The sequence below is a fragment of the Brucella sp. TWI432 genome, assembly GCF_039674445.1.
GTDB lineage: Bacteria > Pseudomonadota > Alphaproteobacteria > Rhizobiales > Rhizobiaceae > Brucella > Brucella chromiisoli.
In genome coordinates this window covers 218407-238167 of sequence record NZ_JBDJNL010000003.1, presented here as the reverse complement: position 1 = coordinate 238167, position 19761 = coordinate 218407, and the positions used below count along the sequence as shown (strand labels likewise).

The window sequence follows — 19761 nt, the reverse complement described above, 5'->3', positions numbered from 1 at the left end:
TCTAAGGCAGAGAAAAAGGCGGGGCAACACCCCGCCTTTTTCTTTATCTGAAATCAAGGCAGCCAGCCCATTGGGACATGGCCGTCATCGCCAATAACACGCGCAAGCCACGCATTGATTGCCGGATAGCGCGTCATATCAAAGCCACCGCGATGCGCCTCATGTGTATAAGCATAAAGCGCAATATCAGCCACTGTCAGGCTGTCTCCTGCCAGAAACGGCGTCTTCTTCAACTGCTCTTCCATGACACCAAGCGCTTTATTGCCCCCCGCAAGCGTCGATGCCAGCCGCTCCGGCGTGGCAAGATGCGCGCGCTCCGGGTAAAGCAGCAAGGAGCGGCGCACGGCAACATAAGGCTCATGGCTGTATTGCTCAAAGAACAACCATTGGTAAACCAGTGCACGCTCATAAGCGTCTTTTGGGAGGTAGGGCGTTCCTTCTGCCAGATGGAGAAGTATTGCATTTGATTCGGCAAGGAAACGCCCATCTTCCAGCTCAAGCAGTGGAACTTTGCCATTCGGGTTTTTCGCAAGATATTCAGGCGTCTGGGTCGAACCGTCGAGTGCCGACACCGTAACATGTTTGAAAGGCTTGCCGAGTTTTGCAAGCAAATGCCGTGGCTTATAGCAATTTCCGGAATCGAGCTGTGAATAGATTGTGAGCATCTGCTTCTCCTGTGCCGATATAACATGTCGATCTGCGTGCAGCCTGTCCAATCAGTTTCATTGAAGCAACAGGGTCGGATTACTGATAGATCAGAACTTTTCAGCAACACAATCGCGCGAGAAACCGTATTTTCTCGCGAAACCGCAAAGCTCTTGTTGCGATTCTTGCGCCAATGGGACATAGAAAGTCCGCAAAACCGGACCGTGCCCGGTGCCGGTTATCTGATCCTGCCATCTATGGAGATCTATCATGGCATTTCTCGCCGACGCCCTTTCTCGTGTAAAGCCATCTGCAACCATCGCGGTCAGTCAGAAAGCACGTGAACTGAAAGCCAAGGGCAAGGACGTGATTGGTCTGGGAGCAGGCGAACCCGATTTCGACACGCCGGACAATATCAAGCAGGCTGCCATCGACGCCATCAATCGCGGCGAAACCAAGTACACACCCGTTGCCGGTATTCCTGAGCTGCGCCAGGCCATCGTTGCCAAGTTCAAGCGTGAAAATGGCCTCGATTATAAGCCAGAACAGGTCATCGTCGGCACCGGCGGCAAGCAAATCCTGTTCAATGCTTTCATGGCAACCCTGAACCCCGGAGATGAAGTCATCGTGCCTGCGCCATACTGGGTCAGCTACCCGGAAATGGTTGCGATCAATGGTGGCACTCCGGTTTTCGTCAACACCAAGATCGAAGACAATTTCAAGCTGACAGCCGCCGAACTTGAAAAGGCGATCACACCAAAGACCAAGTGGCTGGTCTTCAACTCGCCATCAAACCCAACCGGCGCGGCTTACTCCGAAGCGGAACTGAAGGCGCTGACCGACGTTCTCGTTCGTCATCCGCAGGTCTGGATTCTGACTGACGATATGTATGAGCATCTCGTCTATGGCGATTTCGTCTTCACGACCCCTGCTCAGATTGAACCTTCGCTTTATGATCGCACGCTCACCATGAACGGCGTATCCAAGGCCTATGCAATGACCGGCTGGCGTATTGGTTACGCTGCAGGCCCGTTGCAGCTCATCAAAGCCATGGACATGGTGCAGGGTCAGCAGACCTCCGGCGCTTGCTCCATCGCTCAGTGGGCAGCTGTTGAAGCGCTCAATGGCCCGCAGGACTTCATTCCAGAAAACAAGAAGATCTTCCAGGCTCGTCGTGATCTGGTTGTATCGATGCTCAATCAGGCAAGCGGCATCCACTGCCCGACACCTGAAGGTGCATTCTACGTCTATCCATCCTGCGCCGGCCTGATCGGCAAGAAGACGGAAGCTGGCAAGGTCATCGAAACCGACGAAGATTTTGTCACCGAACTGCTGGAAGCTGAAGGCGTTGCCGTCGTTCATGGTTCGGCCTTTGGCCTTGGACCGAACTTCCGCATTTCGTATGCAACGTCCGATGCCTTGCTCGAAGAAGCTTGCTCACGCATTCAGCGCTTCTGCGCAAGTCTGCGCTAACAACTTCGAATATAAATGATGAAAGGGGCCGAAAGGCCCCTTTTTCGTATCCGCTTATGTGTCGGAAGGAATGACTTCAGCGCGAAGCCAAAAAAAAAGCCAGACAAATGTCTGGCTTTGAGTTTTGAAGGTGCCTTCGAGGCAAACCTCCAGAGGGGAACACTCAGCGCGCGCAAATGGGAGGAGGAAACGCAGCGCTGAGATGCATTCTTTATGCCCTGTGATTATTGTTTTTGCAACTCAACTTTAAAACAATGCAGCTATGCATTTAACGCATAGCTCTGATTTTTATAATAACTCAAATAAATCAGTATGTTACAAGTTAACCAAGCGAAAAAGTTTTTTAAAACCGAATAATGACGCGCCTAAACGAGAGGCACATGATCAATCTCAATGCCTTTTATAATGGCAAATAACTTTAGTGGGCAAGCAAATCAGTTCGACAGTCGCTTGTCATGAAACGATCATTCAACTGAAACCAATTTGTCATCTGATGCTCCTAGAAGCCATGTAGAATTCGCAGCCTCACTCATTCAACGCGCTGCGCAGGAGCTTATCTTGCGGATCATACAGATTACCGACACGCACCTCAGCCCAACCAAGCCGCACTTCAACAGCAACTGGCTTCCCCTCGTTAACTGGATAGCTGATCAGAAGCCGGACCTGATCATCCATACAGGTGACTTCACAGTAGACGGTGCCGATATCGAAGAAGACCTGGCCTTTTGTCGGGAGCTGATAGCCGACCTTCCCGCGCCAATTCTGTGTCTTCCGGGCAATCACGACATCGGGCATTTGCCCGCAAGCCGCCAGCCAGTCAATGCACAGAGACTGCAACGCTGGCGCGCGCATTTCGGTCCCGATTACTGGGCGCGGGATTTTGGACAATGGCGACTGATCGGTCTCAACAGTCTCATCCTCGGCGACGGCTCAACCGACGAGGAACAGCAGTTCCTCTGGCTCGAACAGCAATTAAGCGAGAGCGGCGGCCGACCCGCCGCGGTTTTTGCGCACAAACCTTTGTTTGTCGATGCGCTGGATGAAGGCAACACCGGCCTTTGGGGTGTTCCACCAAGACCTCGCCAACGCCTGGCCGATCTCTTTGCGGATTATAATGTCAAACTTCATGCAAGCGGCCATCTGCATAGAGCATGGTCGGGCCAAGCAAATGGAACGAATTATGTATGGGCACCGTCGTCAGGCTTTGTCGCCCATGCAATCAACCGGGAATTGCCGGGCGAGCGCATTATCGGGGCTGTTGTTCATAATCTGGACGATACAGTTCGCAGTGAAATCGTCGAGGTCGATACACTCATACATTACGTGATTGATGACGTTATGCACGAGGTCTATCCACATAATCTTAATGGGAATAAGACCTGAACAACGACTCCCCTATCGCCCTGGAGAGTTCATAATAGCGAAAGGCCGCGTCAGTCATCCTGCGCGGCCTTTTGCTAATTTCTGAGCCTGATCAGAACACCCAGTTTCTCGCCTTCGAGAACAAGAAATCGCGGAAGGCATGCAGCTTGGCCGAATTCTTCAACGCTTCCGGGTAACAAAAGAACGTATCGAAGGAAGGAATTTCCTCAAGCTCTGGCAGAAGCTGGACGAGACCCGATTCCTTATCGGCCATATAGTCAGGAAGAACCGCAATGCCGACCCCACGCTGCACAGCGCGACGGATCGACAAAAGATTATTGACCTGCAAAACCGGAATACGTGAGCTACCATCCGTACGACCAGCAATCTCAAGCCAGTTCAAGCCGGTCAGATAGCTTGGCGCAGGCTCACCGAATGTCACCACGCGATGCTGGTCAATTTCCTCAATGGAATTCAATTTTCCATGCTTGGAAACATATCCTGCCGATGCATAGACATGCATGTGCACAGTAAACAGGCGACGTTGAATGAGATCCGGCTGTTGCGGCTGACGCAGACGAATGGCGCAGTCCGCGTGACGCATGGTCAAATCCAGCTCCTCATTATCGAGGATAAGCTGCAACTGAATATCCGGATAAAGCTCAACGAATTCCTGAATGCGTTCGATCAACCAGCCGGAGCCAAGACCAACCGTTGTGGTCACACGCAGGCGACCTGTTGGCTTTTCCTTGCTTTCGGCAAGCTTGGAGCGAACATTTTCGAGCTTCATCAGCACGTCATGTGCCGTCCGGTAGAGCGTTTCGCCCTGTTCCGTCAGAATGAGTCCGCGCGCATGTCGATGAAACAGCGGAACGCCGACATCTTGCTCAAGTGCGCTCACCTGACGCGAAATAGCCGACTGCGACAGATGCAATGTCTGCGCGGCATGGGTAAAAGACCCTGCTTCCGCAGCAGCATGGAAGATGCGCAGTTTATCCCAGTCGAGCGGTGCGACCACCTTCTCCCCCTCTCATTACTCCGCAGCTTCGTGCAGCGGTTCCTGTGCAGCCAACCAGCGCTCTGCTTCCAGAGCAGCCATGCAGCCCATACCCGCAGCCGTGACTGCCTGCCGGTAAATATCGTCTGTGACGTCGCCAGCAGCAAAAATGCCAGCAACATCTGTGGCCGTTGAATCGGGTGCAGTCCAAAGATAACCGTTTGGCTTCTGCTTGAGTTTGCCTTCAAACAAAGAAACAGCCGGCGCGTGACCAATGGCGATGAAAACGCCATGCGCATCATGAACAGCCGTCTCCCCCGTAACAACATTCTTCAAGCGCACACCGGTCACGGTTGCGCCCATCGGCGGCTTGGCTTCAGTGCCGACAATCTCATCGATGACACTGTTCCAGACCACTTTCACATTATCGCGTGACAGCAAACGATCCTGCATGATCTTCTCAGCACGGAAACCTTCGCGGCGATGAACAACCGTCACGCTCTTGGCGATGTGCGAAAGATAAAGTGCTTCTTCGACAGCCGTATTGCCGCCGCCAACAACCACAACATCCTTGCCGCGATAAAAGAACCCGTCACAGGTCGCGCAGGCTGAAACACCACCACCCATGAAGGTCTGTTCGCTTTCAAGGCCCAGCCACTTGGCCTGCGCACCTGTGGCAATGATCAGCGCATCACAGGTGTAAACTGTGCCAGAATCACCGATCAGACGAAACGGACGCGACGTGGTCTCAACTTCAGTGATGATGTCGTAAAGAATCTCGGCGCCAACATTTTGCGCCTGCGTTGCCATCTGGTCCATCATCCAGGGCCCCTGTACGGGTTCAGCATAGCCTGGATAGTTTTCCACATCGGTTGTGATCATCAACTGACCACCCTGCTGAAGACCAGTGATGATGATCGGCTTGAGCATCGCACGCGCTGCATAGATTGCGGCAGTATAACCCGCCGGACCTGAGCCGATGATAATGACGGGCGCGTGACGCTGTGACATAAGGGTAGTTCTCCGGTCCCAAAAATCGATTTAATTCGCGGACGTCAAGCTTGCGAGAATCGCTTTCGCACTCGATTTGGCTAGTGCCCTGATATTATGTCCAAGGTAGGTCCACCAACCCGCATTTGCAAGGTTGGCTGCATGTTTGCCGCCCTTCGCCCACAGCTTGTGACCTTTCGGAACGGCTATACGCCACACCCGCATTGCAGCGGGCAGTTTCCCGCGTTAAACACGCAGAATAAATCACTGCTTTCAAAAAGCTGGAGCCTACCGCTATCTATAAGACAGTCGCCAATATCTGCGCGCGTTTCGGCCTCGTAATGGCTGTGGCAATGCTGCTGCCAGCGGCCGTCGATCTGCGCGACGGCAGCGATGACTGGCTCGTTTTCGTGCGTTCTGCCGCAGCAACCGGCGCTTTGTCTGCCCTGATTCTGCTGGCCACGCACAATCACAACACCCGCTTCACACCGCGGCTTGGTTTTTTGCTGACCGTCTGCCTGTGGGTGACTGGCGGCTTCCTCGGTTCGATCCCGCTTTATTTCTCCCATCTGCCAATCAGCTATGCCACCGCTTTCTTTGAAGCGATGTCAGGCATCACATCAACCGGTGCCACTGCTCTGACAGGTCTTGATGACATGCAGCGCGGCATCATTCTGTGGAGATCACTTCTTTGCTGGATCGGCGGTATCGGCTTTATCGGGCTTGCGCTTTTGCTGCTGCCATCGCTGCGTGCAGGAGGGCTTGCGCTTTTTCATATGGAGAATTCCGACAAATCGGAAAAAATTCTTCCACGCATGAACCAGATCGCTCTGGGCATCATCACAGCTTATCTAAGCCTGACAACCGCTTGTACAATCGCATATTTCGCAGCAGGCATGAGCATATTTGATGCTGTGAACCATAGCATGACGACGATCGCCACGGCTGGCTTTTCTACGCATGACAGCTCTTTCGGATTTTACCACGACAACCACCTGATATTGCTTATATCAACTGTGTTTATGGCCTTATCAGCGCTACCGTTTATTCTTTACATTAAAGCTTTCATGCCACGTCGAACGGATTCGCTCATTGACCCCCAGGTGAAGCTGTTTCTGGCCATTGTTATTGGTTTCAGCTTTATTCTGGCAATTGTGCTGCGCCTTGGTTCACATATTCCATTTGGAAGTGCTCTGATCACGGCATCTTTTAATTTTGTATCCGTCATTTCCACGACCGGCTTTACAACGGAAGACTATTCGCTGTGGGGACCACCGGCAATCGGCATTTTCTTTCTTGCCTCGTTCCTTGGCGGCTGCGCTGGCTCCACTTCCGGCGGTATAAAAATGAATCGCCTGATCATTTTGTGGAGTCTGACGCAAGCGAACCTCGTGCGGCTGATCACGCCCCATGCGGTCATTAAAATCCGGTACGGTTCATCGGAAGTGTCCGGCGAGATCGCCCAGAACGTTCTGCTCTATCTGTTTCTCTATATTGCTTCTCTCGTCATCGGCGCTGTCTTGCTGGCGTCCCTCGGACTGGATTTTGTTTCCGCCTTCACCGGCGCGTTGACTGCCCTGTCAAATGTCGGGCCCGGTCTGGGCGATACAATCGGACCAGTGGGCAACTATTCCACCATTCACGATCCCGCGCTTTGGGTGCTTTCATTCCTGATGCTCGCGGGGCGTCTTGAGCTTGTCACCGTATTTATCCTGTTCACACGCACTTTCTGGATGCGCTAACAGCGCTTTAAGCAGTTTACATCCGGTCGTTTCTTTTGGTATGAGCAGGATTACATTGCGCTATAGCGGCGCTGAGTGTTTTATTATTACGCCTGAATGAAATTTCATTGCGCGCGGAGTTTTATATGCCGATCAAGGCCGATCTGGACGAAATCGATTGGAAAATCCTTCGGGAGCTCCAGAATAACGGGCGCATCACCAATGTCGAACTCGCTGAGCGGGTTGGAATTTCGGCCCCTCCCTGCCTGCGCCGCGTCCGCAAACTTGAGGAAAGCGGTGTCATTCGTGGTTACCGCGCCATCCTTAACGGCAATGCACTCGGTCAGGATCTCGTCGCTTTCTGTTCGGTGGGCCTGCACCGTCAGGCGGATGCCGATTTAAAAGCCTTTGCAGAGAAAACCAAGCAGTGGCCGCTGGTACGCCGCGCGTGGATGGTTTCGGGTGAATCCGACTTTTTGCTGCATTGCGTTGCGCGCGACCTTAACACGTTCCAGACCTTCGTCATCGAAGAGCTGACGGCTGCGCCCAATGTGGATTCGGTCCGCACAGCCTTGACCATTCGTCCGGTTAAGGACGAGCCACTGATGATTCTCTAAATCTATTTGGCGTTAAAGACCCGCTCGTAAACCGCGCTGATTGCTTGCGCTTCTTTTTCGAGCGGAAACGCTTCACGCACGTGGGCCAGCGCGTTTTCGCCATGGCGTTGAGCCATAGCCGGATCGGCAAGATAAGGTTCAATAGCATTGCGCAAAGCATTGCCGTCACCCGCCGCAACAAAACTGCCCGTACCTTCCACGATCATTTCGGCATAGGCACCGGCATCGCTTGCAACGACAGCCGTTTGTGAAGCCATGGCTTCCAGCGGCGTGAGGCCAAAACCTTCGTTGCGCGATGGCGCCACATAAAGTGTAAGCCGCCGATACCAGATGCGCACATCCGGCACCTCACCAAGAATGCAGATGCGATCCTGCAAACCAGCAGCCGTAATACGCACTTTCAAATCATCTTCGAATGCCTGATGTTCAGTCGTCGTGCGCCCGGTAATGATTGCCGTCCAGTCAGGATATTTTGGCAACAGCGCAATCATCGCATCAACGAACAAATCCGTGCCTTTTGAATGACGCACCCGGCCAAAACAGCCAACTGCATATTTACCCGGCAGCCCGGACGCGCTGAACTGGTCATCATCGCCGAGCGGCGGATGAAACCGTTTAAGATCAACGCCATGCATGATCACATCATGCGGCACTTCGAGAAAACGTCCCGAACGACCACTGGTCGCAATCACCGCATTCATGCGGCGAATCAACCATTTGGTGAAAGCTTTGTGATGTCGCTGTGCAGCAGACGTAAACACCAGCCTGAGCTTCATGCGCAGCACATCGCGCATGAAGATGCCTGCCAGCATTTCGATATTGCGACGTGCGTGCCAGATACGGAAACGTCGCCTCGCAGGCCTTTTCCAAAAGGAGAAAAGCGCTGACCAGCCTAAATGCGGCAGGCTGTCAGGCAGTCCCGGCCCCATTGTCGCAATGCCCAATCCCTTCGCGCGCTGCAAAGGGATAAGTTGCACGATGGTTGAGGTCACGCCCGAAAGGCGACGCTTGAAATTAGGCGCAACGACCTCAACCTGATCAACGGGAACCGTTACCTCAGCCATCAAACAAACTTGAAACTGATGATCTCGTAAGAACGCGAGCCGCCCGGTGCATTGACTTCAATCGTGTCACCTTCACCCTTGCCGATCAGCGCGCGCGCGATTGGCGAGGAAATCGAAATACGGCCTTCCTTGACGTTGGCTTCCTGATCGCCAACGATCTGATAGACCTTCTCTTCTTCGGTGTCTTCATCGATCAGCGTGATGGTTGCGCCAAACTTGATTTTATCGCCGGAAAGCTTGGTAACGTCGATCACTTCGGCGCGACCAACCAGATCTTCAAGCTCGTTGATACGGCCTTCATTCAGGCTTTGGGCTTCTTTTGCAGCGTGATACTCAGCATTTTCAGAAAGATCGCCATGCGCGCGCGCTTCAGCAATCGCCTCAATGATCCGAGGGCGCTCAACTTGCTGACGCGTGCGCAGTTCTTCCTTGAGGTTTTCGAAACCGCGAGGGGTCATCGGGAACTTTTCCATACCCAGTCCAGTCCTTTCCATCGCCCGTCGCACTCCCCTCCGGGATTAAATGCGACGGCAGTTTGATTGCCCGCCTGATCTTGCCTCACACATTGAAGCAAAATCACCGTCCGAAAGGTAAAAATACCCGCCGGCACACAAAAGAAAACGGTCCCCGAAGCACAGGCTTCGGAACCGTTCAAAGTGATGTTGATGAAACTATAGCATTTTCACAAATCATTTCACGAACAAAAATTTTAGCCTGTTAATTGTGCGGGAAACATTGCGCTATTTTACAGAAATCGGCCAGCTTGCAGGCCACTTTTCAGGCCCACCCGCATAATTGCCGTCACAATCACCTTTCGACCGCTCTTCAACAAGCACAAAGCGCACCTTGCCTTCGCCATCATCGGTGGCTTTCCAGACATCATAGGTTCCGCAATCACCCAAGCCCCTGCCCTTGAAAAACGCGGTCACTGTCTTGTTTGCCTGCGACCAGTCGATATTCCATGCCTGATCGACCGTGCTTGGACCATCATCCGAAATGGTTGGCAACGCGATTGGAACCACCTGATTCTCATACTGGCTATAGAAGACATAAGGCTGATTATAAGCTCCCGGCGAGCCGCATGGCATTGCAATCATGCTCAACCCATCACCGATCTTCGCTTTAAAACCGCCACCTGTGTCAAAGGATGACCCGCCAGACGTGCCACATACACCTTTTTCATCGGTAAAATCTGGCCGGATTTTCTTTGGCAACTGTTCGGGAGTTGTGATCAGCGAGACATCGGGCGCAGGCGGCGCAGGCTTTTTGCCTTTGGCCTGCAGGGCCGCGACTGTGCCATTTCGCGCCTGCTGCTCATCAAGATAAATAAGACCACCGACAAAACCGGACAGCGAATAGCTGTAGGTCTTATTTCCAAGTTGCAGCGTCAATTTCTGCCCCGCCTTCATGGCATCCATCAGCTTGGCAACATCCGCCGCATTATCATAATCGAACTGATCATCATTGGGCTTGAGTGCGGAAACAGCGGCGGAAAGAGCTGGCTTGCCATCAACCGCAATGACGAATTGCCCGGAGGCAGGCTTCGAATCAAGATTGGACAAGCGTAACAAGGGCTGCGCGCCGACTGCACTGCTGCGATACAGATTGAACGAGGGGGCGCCTTGCGTTGTACTGTTAAGCGTAAGCGTGCAATTGGACGCATAATCACACAGAACCCAGCTATCGCGAATCTGTTTGAAAGCGGCCGAGGCTGAACCGGGATTTGCAAAAACGAGAGCCAGTGCAGCGCCTGTAAGAACTGACCTATGATTAAATAGACAAGAAAACATGCTGCCCTTCCGAAAAAGCTTTGCCACACTCGCAACAAGAGGAAATCCCTTGCCGCAGCGTCAGGCTAATGCCTATAGCATATCCACGAAGGGATGATGAGCCAAGCTGTCATCCTTGTTTCTTATAGACATGAGGCACTGATGACACGCGTACAGGCTAATATGCTCCTTCTTCTGGCGGGCGTCATCTGGGGCATGGGCTTTGTCGCGCAATCAACTGCCATGGCAAGCATCGGCCCGTTTCTGTTTATCGGTGTTCGTTCTGCCATTGCCGCATTGTCGGTTTTGCCATGGTCGATTGCTGAAGGCAGGCGCTCGCCGCATAAGCTTGATCGTTCGAATTATCTTTATTTCATGCTTGTTGGCGCAACGCTCTTTACTGGTCTTGTGCTCCAGCAAATCGGCTTGATTACCACCTCTGTCACCAATGCCGGTTTTCTGACCGGGCTGTATGTCGTGATGGTGCCGGTGCTCGGCGTCATCATTTTCAGAAATTGGCCGCATCCCATTGTCTGGCCAAGCGCGGTGGCATGTCTTGCAGGTATTTTTCTGCTTTCCGGCGGGCAGCTAAGCGCCCTCAAACACGGAGATTGGCTCATCATCATCGGCGCGATATTCTGGGCGATGCAGGTTCTGCTGATCAGCCGGGCCAATCGTTCCGGGCGCCCCATCACGCTAAGCTGCGTTCAGTTTGCCACTGCGGCCGCCGCTGGCCTTCTGATTGCCGTTGCTATCGAAGACATCAACTGGAATGCCATCGCCCTGACATGGAAAGAACTGCTGTTTACCGGCGTCTTCTCATCTGGCGTCGCATTCACGCTGCAAGCCATCGGCCAGCGCTACACGACGTCGGCGCAGGCTGCGATTTTCCTGTCTTCCGAAGCAATCTTTGCAGCAATGTTCGGCGCAATCTTCCTCGGGGACCGGCTGACCTTCATCGGCTTCATCGGCTGCGGCCTGCTATTTACCGCAATGCTGGCTGTGGAACTGGTCCCGATGTTCTGGAAGCGCAAAACGGAACCAGCTCTGAGCGCAGCAGAGTAATCAACCCCGGAAGATAAGGGCCGCACCACCGGCAATCAGCGCAAAGCCAAGCAGGTGATTCAAGGTGAAGGCTTCTTTGAGATAAAAGACCGAGAACAAGCTGAAGATCACCAGCGTGATGACTTCCTGCATCGTTTTAAGCTGTGCGGTCGAATACACTTCATGCCCGATGCGATTTGCAGGCACAGCCATACAATATTCAATCAGCGCGATACCCCAGCTGATAAGAATGACCGTTACGAGCGGCGTGCTGGTAAACTTCAGATGCCCGTACCAGGCAAAAGTCATGAAAATATTGGAGCCAATCAGAAGCAGAATCGGCAGAACGCTTGGTGACATGAGTGCTGACATGAAAAAAACTTTGGGGACCGGAAGGACACTGTCGCGGCTTGGCCCGAAACCGCAAGATACTGTTAGCAGAGTGTTATAGAGATTTCGCCAATCTTATGACCATGAGACGCCTGATTATCGCCACAGCCCTTAACAGAAGCGCTGACTGTTCGTTTACGCTTATGGTCTAATATGTGTTGGAGCGAGTTCCAAACTGAAAGGCATGGACATGAGTTTTGCGTTGTCCAACCGCTTTCGTCGCTATGCACGCCCGGCAAGCTTTATATTGCTGGTGCTTATGGCTGGCTGTTCCGGTGATCGTCCTCCCCGCCCGCAGGCTGACATTGGCAGCGCCGATATCATTGTGCCGCCTGCCCCGGTTCCTTCCGCCCAAAGCCCGCGCGAAGCACGCGTCGTCGGACTTGCCGAAGAAATCGAAACCAATGCCAACGAGATGACGACCCATAGCCAGCCACACTATGCTGGCGATTATGGCTTTGCTTCGCCTATCCAGAACCCGGTCAGTACGGCTGAAAACATTTACACCCTGTCAAATTCAGAGGCCGCCTGCCGCACCCGGCTCAAGCGGCTTGGCGTCGTCTTCACTGAAAAGTCGCCCATCAATCAAGGCGGCACATGTCGCATCGACAACCCGATTGAAGTCAGCGGCTTCAACAGCGGTTCCATCGCCTTCAAACCCGCAGCCACGCTCAATTGTCAAGTCACCGAAGCCTTTGCACGCTGGATCAAAGGCGACCTGCAACCTTCGTCCCGCCTGCGTTACCTCTCCGGCATTAATACCATTCACAACGCGGGCGGCTATTCCTGCCGTACCATGAACCACCGTCGCGGCGCCAAAATGTCGGAACATTCCCGCGGCAACGCCATCGACGTCACGAAAATTGTTCTCAACAATGGCAAAAGCATAGCCGTGCGCAAACCCGGCTTCTTCTCCTTTAGGGAGAAAGGTCTGCTCAACAGCGTTCGCTCCGATGCCTGCAATTATTTCACCACGGTTTTAGGCCCCGGTTATAACCGCGAACACGCCGACCACTTCCACTTCGACCTCATGCAGCGCCGAAGTGGATATCGCGCCTGCAAATAGCAACAGGCCCTGTTGGTGTCACTCTGCCGGAACCGGCGTTGGCTGTCCGCTCTTGTCGAGCGCCACCATGACGAATTCGCCATGCGTCACAAGATCCATCTCCTCGGCGAGATAGCGCTGCGCCCATGCTTCAACACGCAGCGTAATTGATGTGCGTCCAACACGGATGATTTCCGTATAAACACACAGCACATCACCGATTTTGACCGGCTTTGCGAAAGACATTTCACGCACGGCAGCAGTAACCACACGTCCCTTGGCGCGTTCAGCAGCACGAATGCCACTGGCCGTATCCATCTGCGCCATAACCCAGCCACCGAAAATATCACCAGCCGAATTGGTATCTTTTGGCATAGCCTGCGTGCGCACAGTCAGCATGCCCTTAGGCGCATTAAAATCGTTCATCGATAGGTCCCTTGCGAGTCTGAAAAGAGTCGGCTGCGAGTATGCTGCAAGCCTGTCGCAAGGGAAAGTGCATCATCAACACCTCTGCCATGCAAATCAAAGACAACAGCGATTTGGTGCGCATCCCGAAAAGCGTGAAACGATTTTCGGACAAAGATGCGCGTTAAAACAAAGCATTAGAGCGCTGATCTAATTCAATGAGATCCAAACATGCCCTAAAAGATAAATTTTTAACTATTAAACATAACAGCATAAAACTAAATATCATTAAGTAAATTTATAGCTTTAATGGTATATATACATGCACAGAGATTGAACATGGGGCAAATAATGAGATTTCTTATTAAATCAACTATTGCTACATTAGCCATTCTGTTTGCAACAAATGCGGAAGCCTCCAACGGTCTTGCAACCGCAAATATAAACCTGCGCACGGGTCCCGGAACGCAATATCCGTCTATGGGGCGCATTCCAAACGGTGTCATCATCGGCGTCGCAGGTTGTACGAGTGGCTACGGCTGGTGTCGCGTCAATTATCGCGGTCTCGATGGATGGGCTTCCTCTCGCTATATCGCTGTTCAGACAGGCGGCGGAGGCTACACCACCAACGACAATTTCGGATCAACTGCCGCAGCCATTGGCATACCACTGATTGCAGGTCTCGTAATCGGCTCAGCCATCAATAATGATGGATGGAATAATGGCCCCAATTGGGGTCCACGTCCCGGTTGGGGGCCGCGCCCCGGTTGGGGCCCTGGCCCAGGCTGGGGACCGGGTCCGTATCGTCCGGGTCCAAACTGGCGCGGACCAAACCAGTGGGGACCACCGCGTCCACACTGGGGCGACCATCCTGGCTGGCGCGACCATCCCGGTTATCATCCTAATTTTTATGGTCCCGGTGATCGCTGGCGCCCACGCGGGCCACGGTGATTGCCACCTCCTGGCAGCCTGATGTCAGGAGCAACATAAAATTGCGATATGGCGCACCGGATTTGTTCCATATTTGATCCGGGCGCCCTTTTCATTTGTGTTGCGAAATTCCATATTGGGAGCATGGCCTCCACAAAAGACAAATACACTCAGGATTCACATGACGAAACGCGCGGTTTTGGCGAGGCGCCACAACGCGATTTGTCAGGCACACCCTTTTCTGGCTCAATCTCCGATTGGGCCAAAGAGATTGGCGATGAGGCAGACAAGCCTCAGCCCAAAGCAAAGGCTGCGAAGGCACCGAAAAAAGTGCCTGAGCGCAGCAAGGAATCATCGCGCAGTGCGCGTGGAACCTCCATGGGCGGCGCCGCTTCGGCGAAAGAACGCGCTGCCGCCGGTCTCAACCCTGTCGCTGGCCTTGATATCAGCCTGGAAGAGGCCACAGCGCTCAACCCGACCGGGGCGACCGCAACCGTTAAAGCGTTGTCCGACCTCATCGAATCCGGCAATCCGCTGTTTAAGAATGGTGAGTTGTGGACACCGCACCGCCCAGCCAGACCGCCAAAGTCGGAAGGCGGCATTGCGATCCAGATGGAATCGAGCTTCGAGCCATCCGGCGATCAGCCAACGGCCATTCGCGATCTGATCAGTGGTTTGGAAGATCAGGACCGCACGCAGGTGCTGCTTGGCGTCACCGGCTCGGGTAAAACCTTCACCATGGCGAAGGTCATTCAGGAAACGCAGCGCCCCGCGCTCATTCTCGCGCCGAACAAGACACTTGCAGCGCAGCTTTATGGCGAGTTCAAAAGCTTCTTCCCGAACAATGCCGTCGAATATTTCGTTTCCTATTACGATTACTATCAACCGGAAGCCTATGTGGCGCGGTCCGATACCTATATCGAAAAGGAATCGACCGTAAACGAACAGATCGACCGGATGCGCCATGCCGCAACCCGCGCCCTGATCGAGCGTGATGATGTGATCATCGTGGCGTCTGTCTCCTGTATTTACGGTATCGGTTCGGTCGAAACCTATACGGCCATGACGTTCGAGATGAAGATTGGCGACCGGCTCGACCAGCGCCAGCTTCTCGCCGATCTCGTGGCGCAGCAATATAAACGACAGGACATCAATTTTGTGCGCGGCTCATTCCGTGTGCGTGGCGATACGATTGAAATCTTCCCGGCCCACTTGGAAGACCGGGCATGGCGTATTTCGCTGTTTGGCGATGAAATCGAAAGCATCGCCGAGTTTGACCCGCTGACCGCCCAGAAAACCGGCGATCTGCAATCGGTCAAAATTTATGCGAATTCGCACTATGTAACACCCCGCCCGACACTCAATCAGGCGATCAAGTCCATTCAGGAAGAGTTGCAGCACCGCCTCGCAGAACTGACCCGCGCCGGTCGTCTGCTGGAAGCGCAGCGTCTTGAGCAACGCACGAATTTCGACCTTGAAATGCTCGAAGCAACCGGTGTGTGCAACGGCATTGAAAACTATTCGCGCTACCTGACAGGGCGCAAACCGGGCGAACCGCCACCGACACTGTTTGAATATATCCCGGATAACGCGCTGGTTTTCCTCGACGAAAGCCATGTTACGATTCCGCAGATTGGCGGCATGTATCGCGGCGACTTCCGTCGTAAAGCGACGCTGGCCGAATATGGCTTCCGCCTGCCTTCCTGCATGGACAACCGCCCGCTGCGCTTTGAGGAATGGGACGCCATGCGTCCGCAGACCATTGCGGTTTCGGCAACGCCGGGCAAGTGGGAAATGGAAGAAGCGGGCGGCGTCTTCGCCGAGCAGGTCATCCGCCCAACCGGATTGATCGACCCGCCGGTCGAAGTCCGCCCGGCGAAAAATCAGGTTGATGATGTGCTAGGCGAAATTCGCGAGACTGCACGCAAGGGCTATCGAACGCTCTGCACGGTGCTGACCAAGCGCATGGCCGAAGACCTGACCGAATATCTGCACGAACAGGGCGTTCGCGTGCGTTACATGCACTCGGACATCGACACGTTGGAACGCATCGAAATCATCCGCGATCTGCGCCTTGGCGCGTTCGACGTGCTGGTGGGTATCAACCTGCTGCGCGAAGGCCTTGATATTCCCGAATGTGGTTTCGTTGCCATTCTCGATGCTGACAAGGAAGGTTTCCTGCGTTCGGAAACCTCACTTGTCCAGACCATCGGCCGTGCGGCGCGTAATGTTGACGGCAAGGTCATTCTCTACGCCGACAACATCACCGGCTCCATGCAGCGCGCGATGGATGAAACCAGCCGCCGCCGCGAAAAGCAGGAAGCTTACAATCGTGAGCATGGCATAACGCCTGCTTCGGTAAAGAAGAATATCTCGGATATTCTGAATTCGGTTTACGAGCAGGATCACGTCCGCGCCGATATTTCAGGCTTTGCCGAAGAAGGTGCGATGATGGGCAACAATCTTGCCGCCCATCTGGAACATCTCGAAAAGCAGATGCGCGATGCAGCGGCTGATCTCGACTTCGAAAAGGCGGCACGCCTGCGGGATGAGGTCAAGCGCCTGCGTGAAATGGAACTGGCGATTGCCGACGACCCAATGGCGCGTGAAGTGGAGCTTGAAAGCCCTGTGACCGGTCGCACAAAAGGCCGTCACAACGCGGGTCGCAAGGTGCACCGCACTGTTGGCGACGAGCCGAAGAAGTCACTCTTTGCGAAGCCATCGCTCGATAATATGGGACCAGGGACGGACATGGCCAAGCCGCTGTTCCGTAAGAACACGCTGGATGAGATGACCGTCAAGCGCACAGAAAAGCCGGCAGGGGCCGACGATGCAGCCATCCGCCGCGAGCGTTCAGGTATCGGCTCTTATGAAGACCCGGCTGAAACTGCCCGCAAAAAGCGTCGCCCCGGCAAGACTGGCCGACCGGGACGGTGAATCAAGGGCGTTTAGTGCTTAACGGCACTGACCGCCACCGGTAATACGGTAGCCAGCGCGTTCCGCTTCGCAGCGGTTCGGGAATGTCTGCCTGTCATTGCCCCTGCGCGCGCAAACCGGCATATATTCTCGGGTGCAGGCGCCAGCACCCGGCCCCGGACGTCCCGGTCTGTTACCCTGATGCGGAGGACGGTTTGGCCGCTCTCCTCCCCAGCCGGAACCTTGCCCCGGCCTCGAACGACATTGTCCGTTTCCGACAATCCGATAACCGTCGGCACGCGCCTGACAGGCATTGCCAAACGTCTTGCGCGAAGACCCACGTTCACCACAAACCGGCGCATAGATCATTGGGCACATTTGCGGCTGCGATGGTCCGGGGCGCATGGGCGGGCGGTGATCGGGGCCTCCTTCCGCTACGCAACCTGCGAGAAACAAGGCACCCGCCAAGACGCTCAATCGGCTGATTCTGTTCAGAAGCATTGCTCCCTCCTCTCCTGTTAACGACTAAAATGGCACAGCGAAGAGGAAGAACAAGGATATATTCGCATATATTCCGCATCCGCACATGAAAGTCATATCGACAAGTCAGAAACTTGCTTTACTCTGTCTATAGCTTTCGGGGATCAATGGCGGAAAGTCTGCATGAAGCGTTCGCATCTGGTTATGGCAACTGTCACAATTTTCCAGCTTCTTTGCTGGCCGGACGCTATCAAATCCGTTTCTGCTGAAAATAGGCTGGAAACCGAAATCTATGGTCCGCCCATACCGTCTAAGAAGGCGGAGCCCACGGTTGAACGAATCTGCGAGCTGATTGAGACGAATGCTAAAAAACGCGGTATTCCCAAAGACTTCTTTGCACGGCTAATCTGGAAAGAAAGTCGTTTTGACCATCGCGCTGTGAGTCCGGTTGGTGCACAGGGCATTGCACAGTTCATGCCCTATACGGCCAAAGAGCGCGGACTGGCCGATCCCTTCGACATCGAACAGGCAATTCCTGCCTCGGCAGGCTTTTTGAGTGAACTGAAAGGCGCCTTCGGCAATTGGGGCCTTGCGGCGGCGGCTTATAATGCAGGCCCAACGCGTGTTTCCAACTGGATGCGCTCAGGTGGCTTTTTGCCACTTGAAACCGAAGATTACGTCTTGGATCTAACGGGCGCACCGGCGGATAACTTCGCATCAGGCAATGAAATCAACAACCGCCCACTTGATGCCAAGCTCAGCTTTGCGCAAGCATGCCAGCGCTTGCCAATTATTCGCACGGCAACCATTCCCATGTCGCGCATCAAGCCGAAGCCTTGGGGCATTCAGGTCGCAGGCAATTTCCGGCGCAGTGTCGCGGTCAATCAATGGAATCGTCTGCGCAAACAATTCCCAAGCGTGCTGTCTGGGCATAATCCGGTTATCAGCCGTGTTCGTACTCCCATTGCCCGACGGGGTATTTATGCGGTACGCATAGGCGCTGATAATCGCAGCGAGGCGGATAACATTTGCACTAAACTACGAGCAGCAGGCGGCGCATGCATAGTTTTGCGCAATAAATAAGCAACAAGGCATACTATACCATAGTATGATTTTATATATTTCCCCTCTCTCGCACTCTTTTTGTATTAAATTAGCGGTATTCTGGTAATTTTTGAAAAATTTAGCAATGATACCCTTTCGAAGAAAACTAATCGCATTTTGCGAAAAGAATTTGCTTGCCAAATAACGCATCATAGATCAGTCTTCAAATGTCCGGGCAATTTGAGCACAACGGAAGACTTGAAGAACGGCGCGCCGGAACCGCTAGAAGTTTCGGGTTGGGGGTTACTCTCCAGCAATGATCGTTTCTTTTCCTAAGTCGATAACTGCCTGCATGACCCTCTGCCGGGTGTGTGGTGCGTTCGGCAGAAGTAGTAATTCCACTGTCTCTCATAAAGCAGTGGCGCCAAGGAAAAGGAACGGATCCCATGGCACAGACCGGACAGGTCAAATTCTTCAACTCCGAAAAAGGTTTCGGATTTATCAAGCCTGATGATGGCGGCGCAGACATCTTCGTGCATATCTCTGCTGTACAGGCTTCGGGTTTGGCAGGACTTGCTGACAATCAGAAGGTTTCCTACGAGACGGAACCGGATCGTCGCGGCAAAGGCCCTAAGGCAGTAAACATTTCGATTACTGACTAAGCTCGAGTCTTACTGATCAAGAATTTGATCCCCGGCTGACGCCGGGGTTTTTTATGGAATCATCACAGAGCCAAACGCGCGAAATATTACCGCCACTGCATCTAATTTACCGATTAACCGCGATTTCCGCGCCCTATGAACATTGTTCAGCCTCCATTCATGTCGACACTATTAACTTGTTATTCATGATTGATGCTCCGTGCCCAT

The 19761-nt window shown here is 53.5% G+C and carries 19 protein-coding genes; 10 read left to right on the top strand and 9 right to left on the bottom strand.

Annotation, left to right across the window (positions count from 1 at the left end):
* Positions 1–53: 53 nt before the first annotated feature.
* A complete protein-coding gene (locus tag ABE527_RS08375; RefSeq protein ID WP_499696616.1) occupies positions 54–665 on the bottom strand; it encodes a glutathione S-transferase family protein in 612 nt (203 codons plus the stop codon).
* A 250-nt stretch (positions 666–915) separates the two neighbouring features.
* Between ABE527_RS08375 and ABE527_RS08370 the strand changes: the two genes are divergently transcribed.
* Positions 916–2118, top strand: a complete 1203-nt coding sequence (locus ABE527_RS08370) for a pyridoxal phosphate-dependent aminotransferase (RefSeq protein ID WP_265985526.1) — start codon at positions 916–918, stop codon at positions 2116–2118.
* A gap of 558 nt (positions 2119–2676) precedes the next feature.
* Positions 2677–3501: a metallophosphoesterase family protein gene (locus tag ABE527_RS08365; protein WP_499696615.1), complete on the top strand. Its 825-nt coding sequence runs from the start codon at positions 2677–2679 to the stop codon at positions 3499–3501.
* Between the two features lie 91 nt (positions 3502–3592).
* On the opposite strand, the gene ABE527_RS08360 is transcribed toward ABE527_RS08365, so the two are convergent.
* Positions 3593–4498 carry a LysR family transcriptional regulator gene (locus ABE527_RS08360; protein WP_265985528.1) on the bottom strand — a complete coding sequence of 302 codons (906 nt, stop codon included), beginning with the start codon at positions 4496–4498 and terminating at the stop codon, positions 3593–3595.
* 15 nt (positions 4499–4513) lie between these two features.
* Complete coding sequence (trxB, locus tag ABE527_RS08355) at positions 4514–5488, bottom strand: thioredoxin-disulfide reductase (RefSeq protein ID WP_499696614.1); 975 nt, start codon at positions 5486–5488, stop codon at positions 4514–4516.
* A gap of 320 nt (positions 5489–5808) precedes the next feature.
* Here trxB and ABE527_RS08350 point away from each other — a divergent pair, with 320 nt between their 5' ends.
* Together ABE527_RS08350 and ABE527_RS08345 are read left to right on the top strand one after the other, a co-directional pair.
* On the top strand, positions 5809–7209 hold the full coding sequence (locus ABE527_RS08350; protein WP_265985530.1) for a TrkH family potassium uptake protein: 1401 nt from the start codon (positions 5809–5811) through the stop codon (positions 7207–7209).
* 125 nt (positions 7210–7334) lie between these two features.
* On the top strand, positions 7335–7805 hold the full coding sequence (locus ABE527_RS08345; protein ID WP_095447076.1) for an Lrp/AsnC family transcriptional regulator: 471 nt from the start codon (positions 7335–7337) through the stop codon (positions 7803–7805).
* Positions 7806–7807: 2 nt separating this feature from the next.
* Here the strand turns inward: ABE527_RS08345 and ABE527_RS08340 are convergent, their stop codons facing one another.
* The 3 genes from ABE527_RS08340 to ABE527_RS08330 form a co-directional block, all read right to left on the bottom strand.
* Entirely contained in the window at positions 7808–8869 is a 1062-nt protein-coding gene (locus tag ABE527_RS08340) for a glycosyltransferase family 4 protein (protein ID WP_499696613.1), read from the bottom strand.
* The gene (gene greA, locus ABE527_RS08335) at positions 8869–9342 is read right to left on the bottom strand and encodes a transcription elongation factor GreA (RefSeq protein WP_265985699.1); all 474 of its coding nucleotides are present in this window, start codon (positions 9340–9342) and stop codon (positions 8869–8871) included. Before greA ends, ABE527_RS08340 begins: the two co-directional genes overlap by 1 nt.
* A 267-nt stretch (positions 9343–9609) precedes the next feature.
* Entirely contained in the window at positions 9610–10659 is a 1050-nt protein-coding gene (locus tag ABE527_RS08330) for a DUF1176 domain-containing protein (protein WP_499696612.1), read from the bottom strand.
* A 141-nt stretch (positions 10660–10800) separates the two neighbouring features.
* On the opposite strand from ABE527_RS08330, the gene ABE527_RS08325 reads away from it, so the two are divergent.
* Positions 10801–11703, top strand: coding sequence for a DMT family transporter (locus ABE527_RS08325; RefSeq protein ID WP_265985533.1), 903 nt, complete (start codon positions 10801–10803; stop codon positions 11701–11703).
* Here the strand turns inward: ABE527_RS08325 and ABE527_RS08320 are convergent, their stop codons facing one another.
* Positions 11704–12054 (bottom strand): DMT family protein, encoded by a 351-nt coding sequence (locus ABE527_RS08320; protein WP_265985534.1) that lies wholly within the window; start codon positions 12052–12054, stop codon positions 11704–11706.
* A gap of 208 nt (positions 12055–12262) precedes the next feature.
* Here ABE527_RS08320 and ABE527_RS08315 point away from each other — a divergent pair, with 208 nt between their 5' ends.
* Positions 12263–13138 carry an extensin-like domain-containing protein gene (locus tag ABE527_RS08315; RefSeq protein WP_499693960.1) on the top strand — a complete coding sequence of 292 codons (876 nt, stop codon included), beginning with the start codon at positions 12263–12265 and terminating at the stop codon, positions 13136–13138.
* Between the two features lie 18 nt (positions 13139–13156).
* Here the strand turns inward: ABE527_RS08315 and ABE527_RS08310 are convergent, their stop codons facing one another.
* Positions 13157–13543: an acyl-CoA thioesterase gene (locus ABE527_RS08310; RefSeq protein ID WP_265985536.1), complete on the bottom strand. Its 387-nt coding sequence runs from the start codon at positions 13541–13543 to the stop codon at positions 13157–13159.
* A gap of 330 nt (positions 13544–13873) precedes the next feature.
* Between ABE527_RS08310 and ABE527_RS08305 the strand changes: the two genes are divergently transcribed.
* A complete protein-coding gene (locus tag ABE527_RS08305; RefSeq protein ID WP_499693961.1) occupies positions 13874–14473 on the top strand; it encodes an SH3 domain-containing protein in 600 nt (199 codons plus the stop codon).
* 123 nt (positions 14474–14596) lie between these two features.
* Positions 14597–17389, top strand: coding sequence for an excinuclease ABC subunit UvrB (gene uvrB, locus ABE527_RS08300; RefSeq protein WP_499696611.1), 2793 nt, complete (start codon positions 14597–14599; stop codon positions 17387–17389).
* Positions 17390–17407: 18 nt separating this feature from the next.
* On the opposite strand, the gene ABE527_RS08295 is transcribed toward uvrB, so the two are convergent.
* Entirely contained in the window at positions 17408–17869 is a 462-nt protein-coding gene (locus ABE527_RS08295; RefSeq protein WP_499696610.1) for a Kazal-type serine protease inhibitor family protein, read from the bottom strand.
* Between the two features lie 162 nt (positions 17870–18031).
* On the opposite strand from ABE527_RS08295, the gene ABE527_RS08290 reads away from it, so the two are divergent.
* Positions 18032–18931 carry a transglycosylase SLT domain-containing protein gene (locus tag ABE527_RS08290; protein WP_499696609.1) on the top strand — a complete coding sequence of 300 codons (900 nt, stop codon included), beginning with the start codon at positions 18032–18034 and terminating at the stop codon, positions 18929–18931.
* Positions 18932–19338: 407 nt separating this feature from the next.
* Entirely contained in the window at positions 19339–19554 is a 216-nt protein-coding gene (locus ABE527_RS08285; protein ID WP_265985541.1) for a cold-shock protein, read from the top strand.
* Positions 19555–19761: the final 207 nt, after the last annotated feature.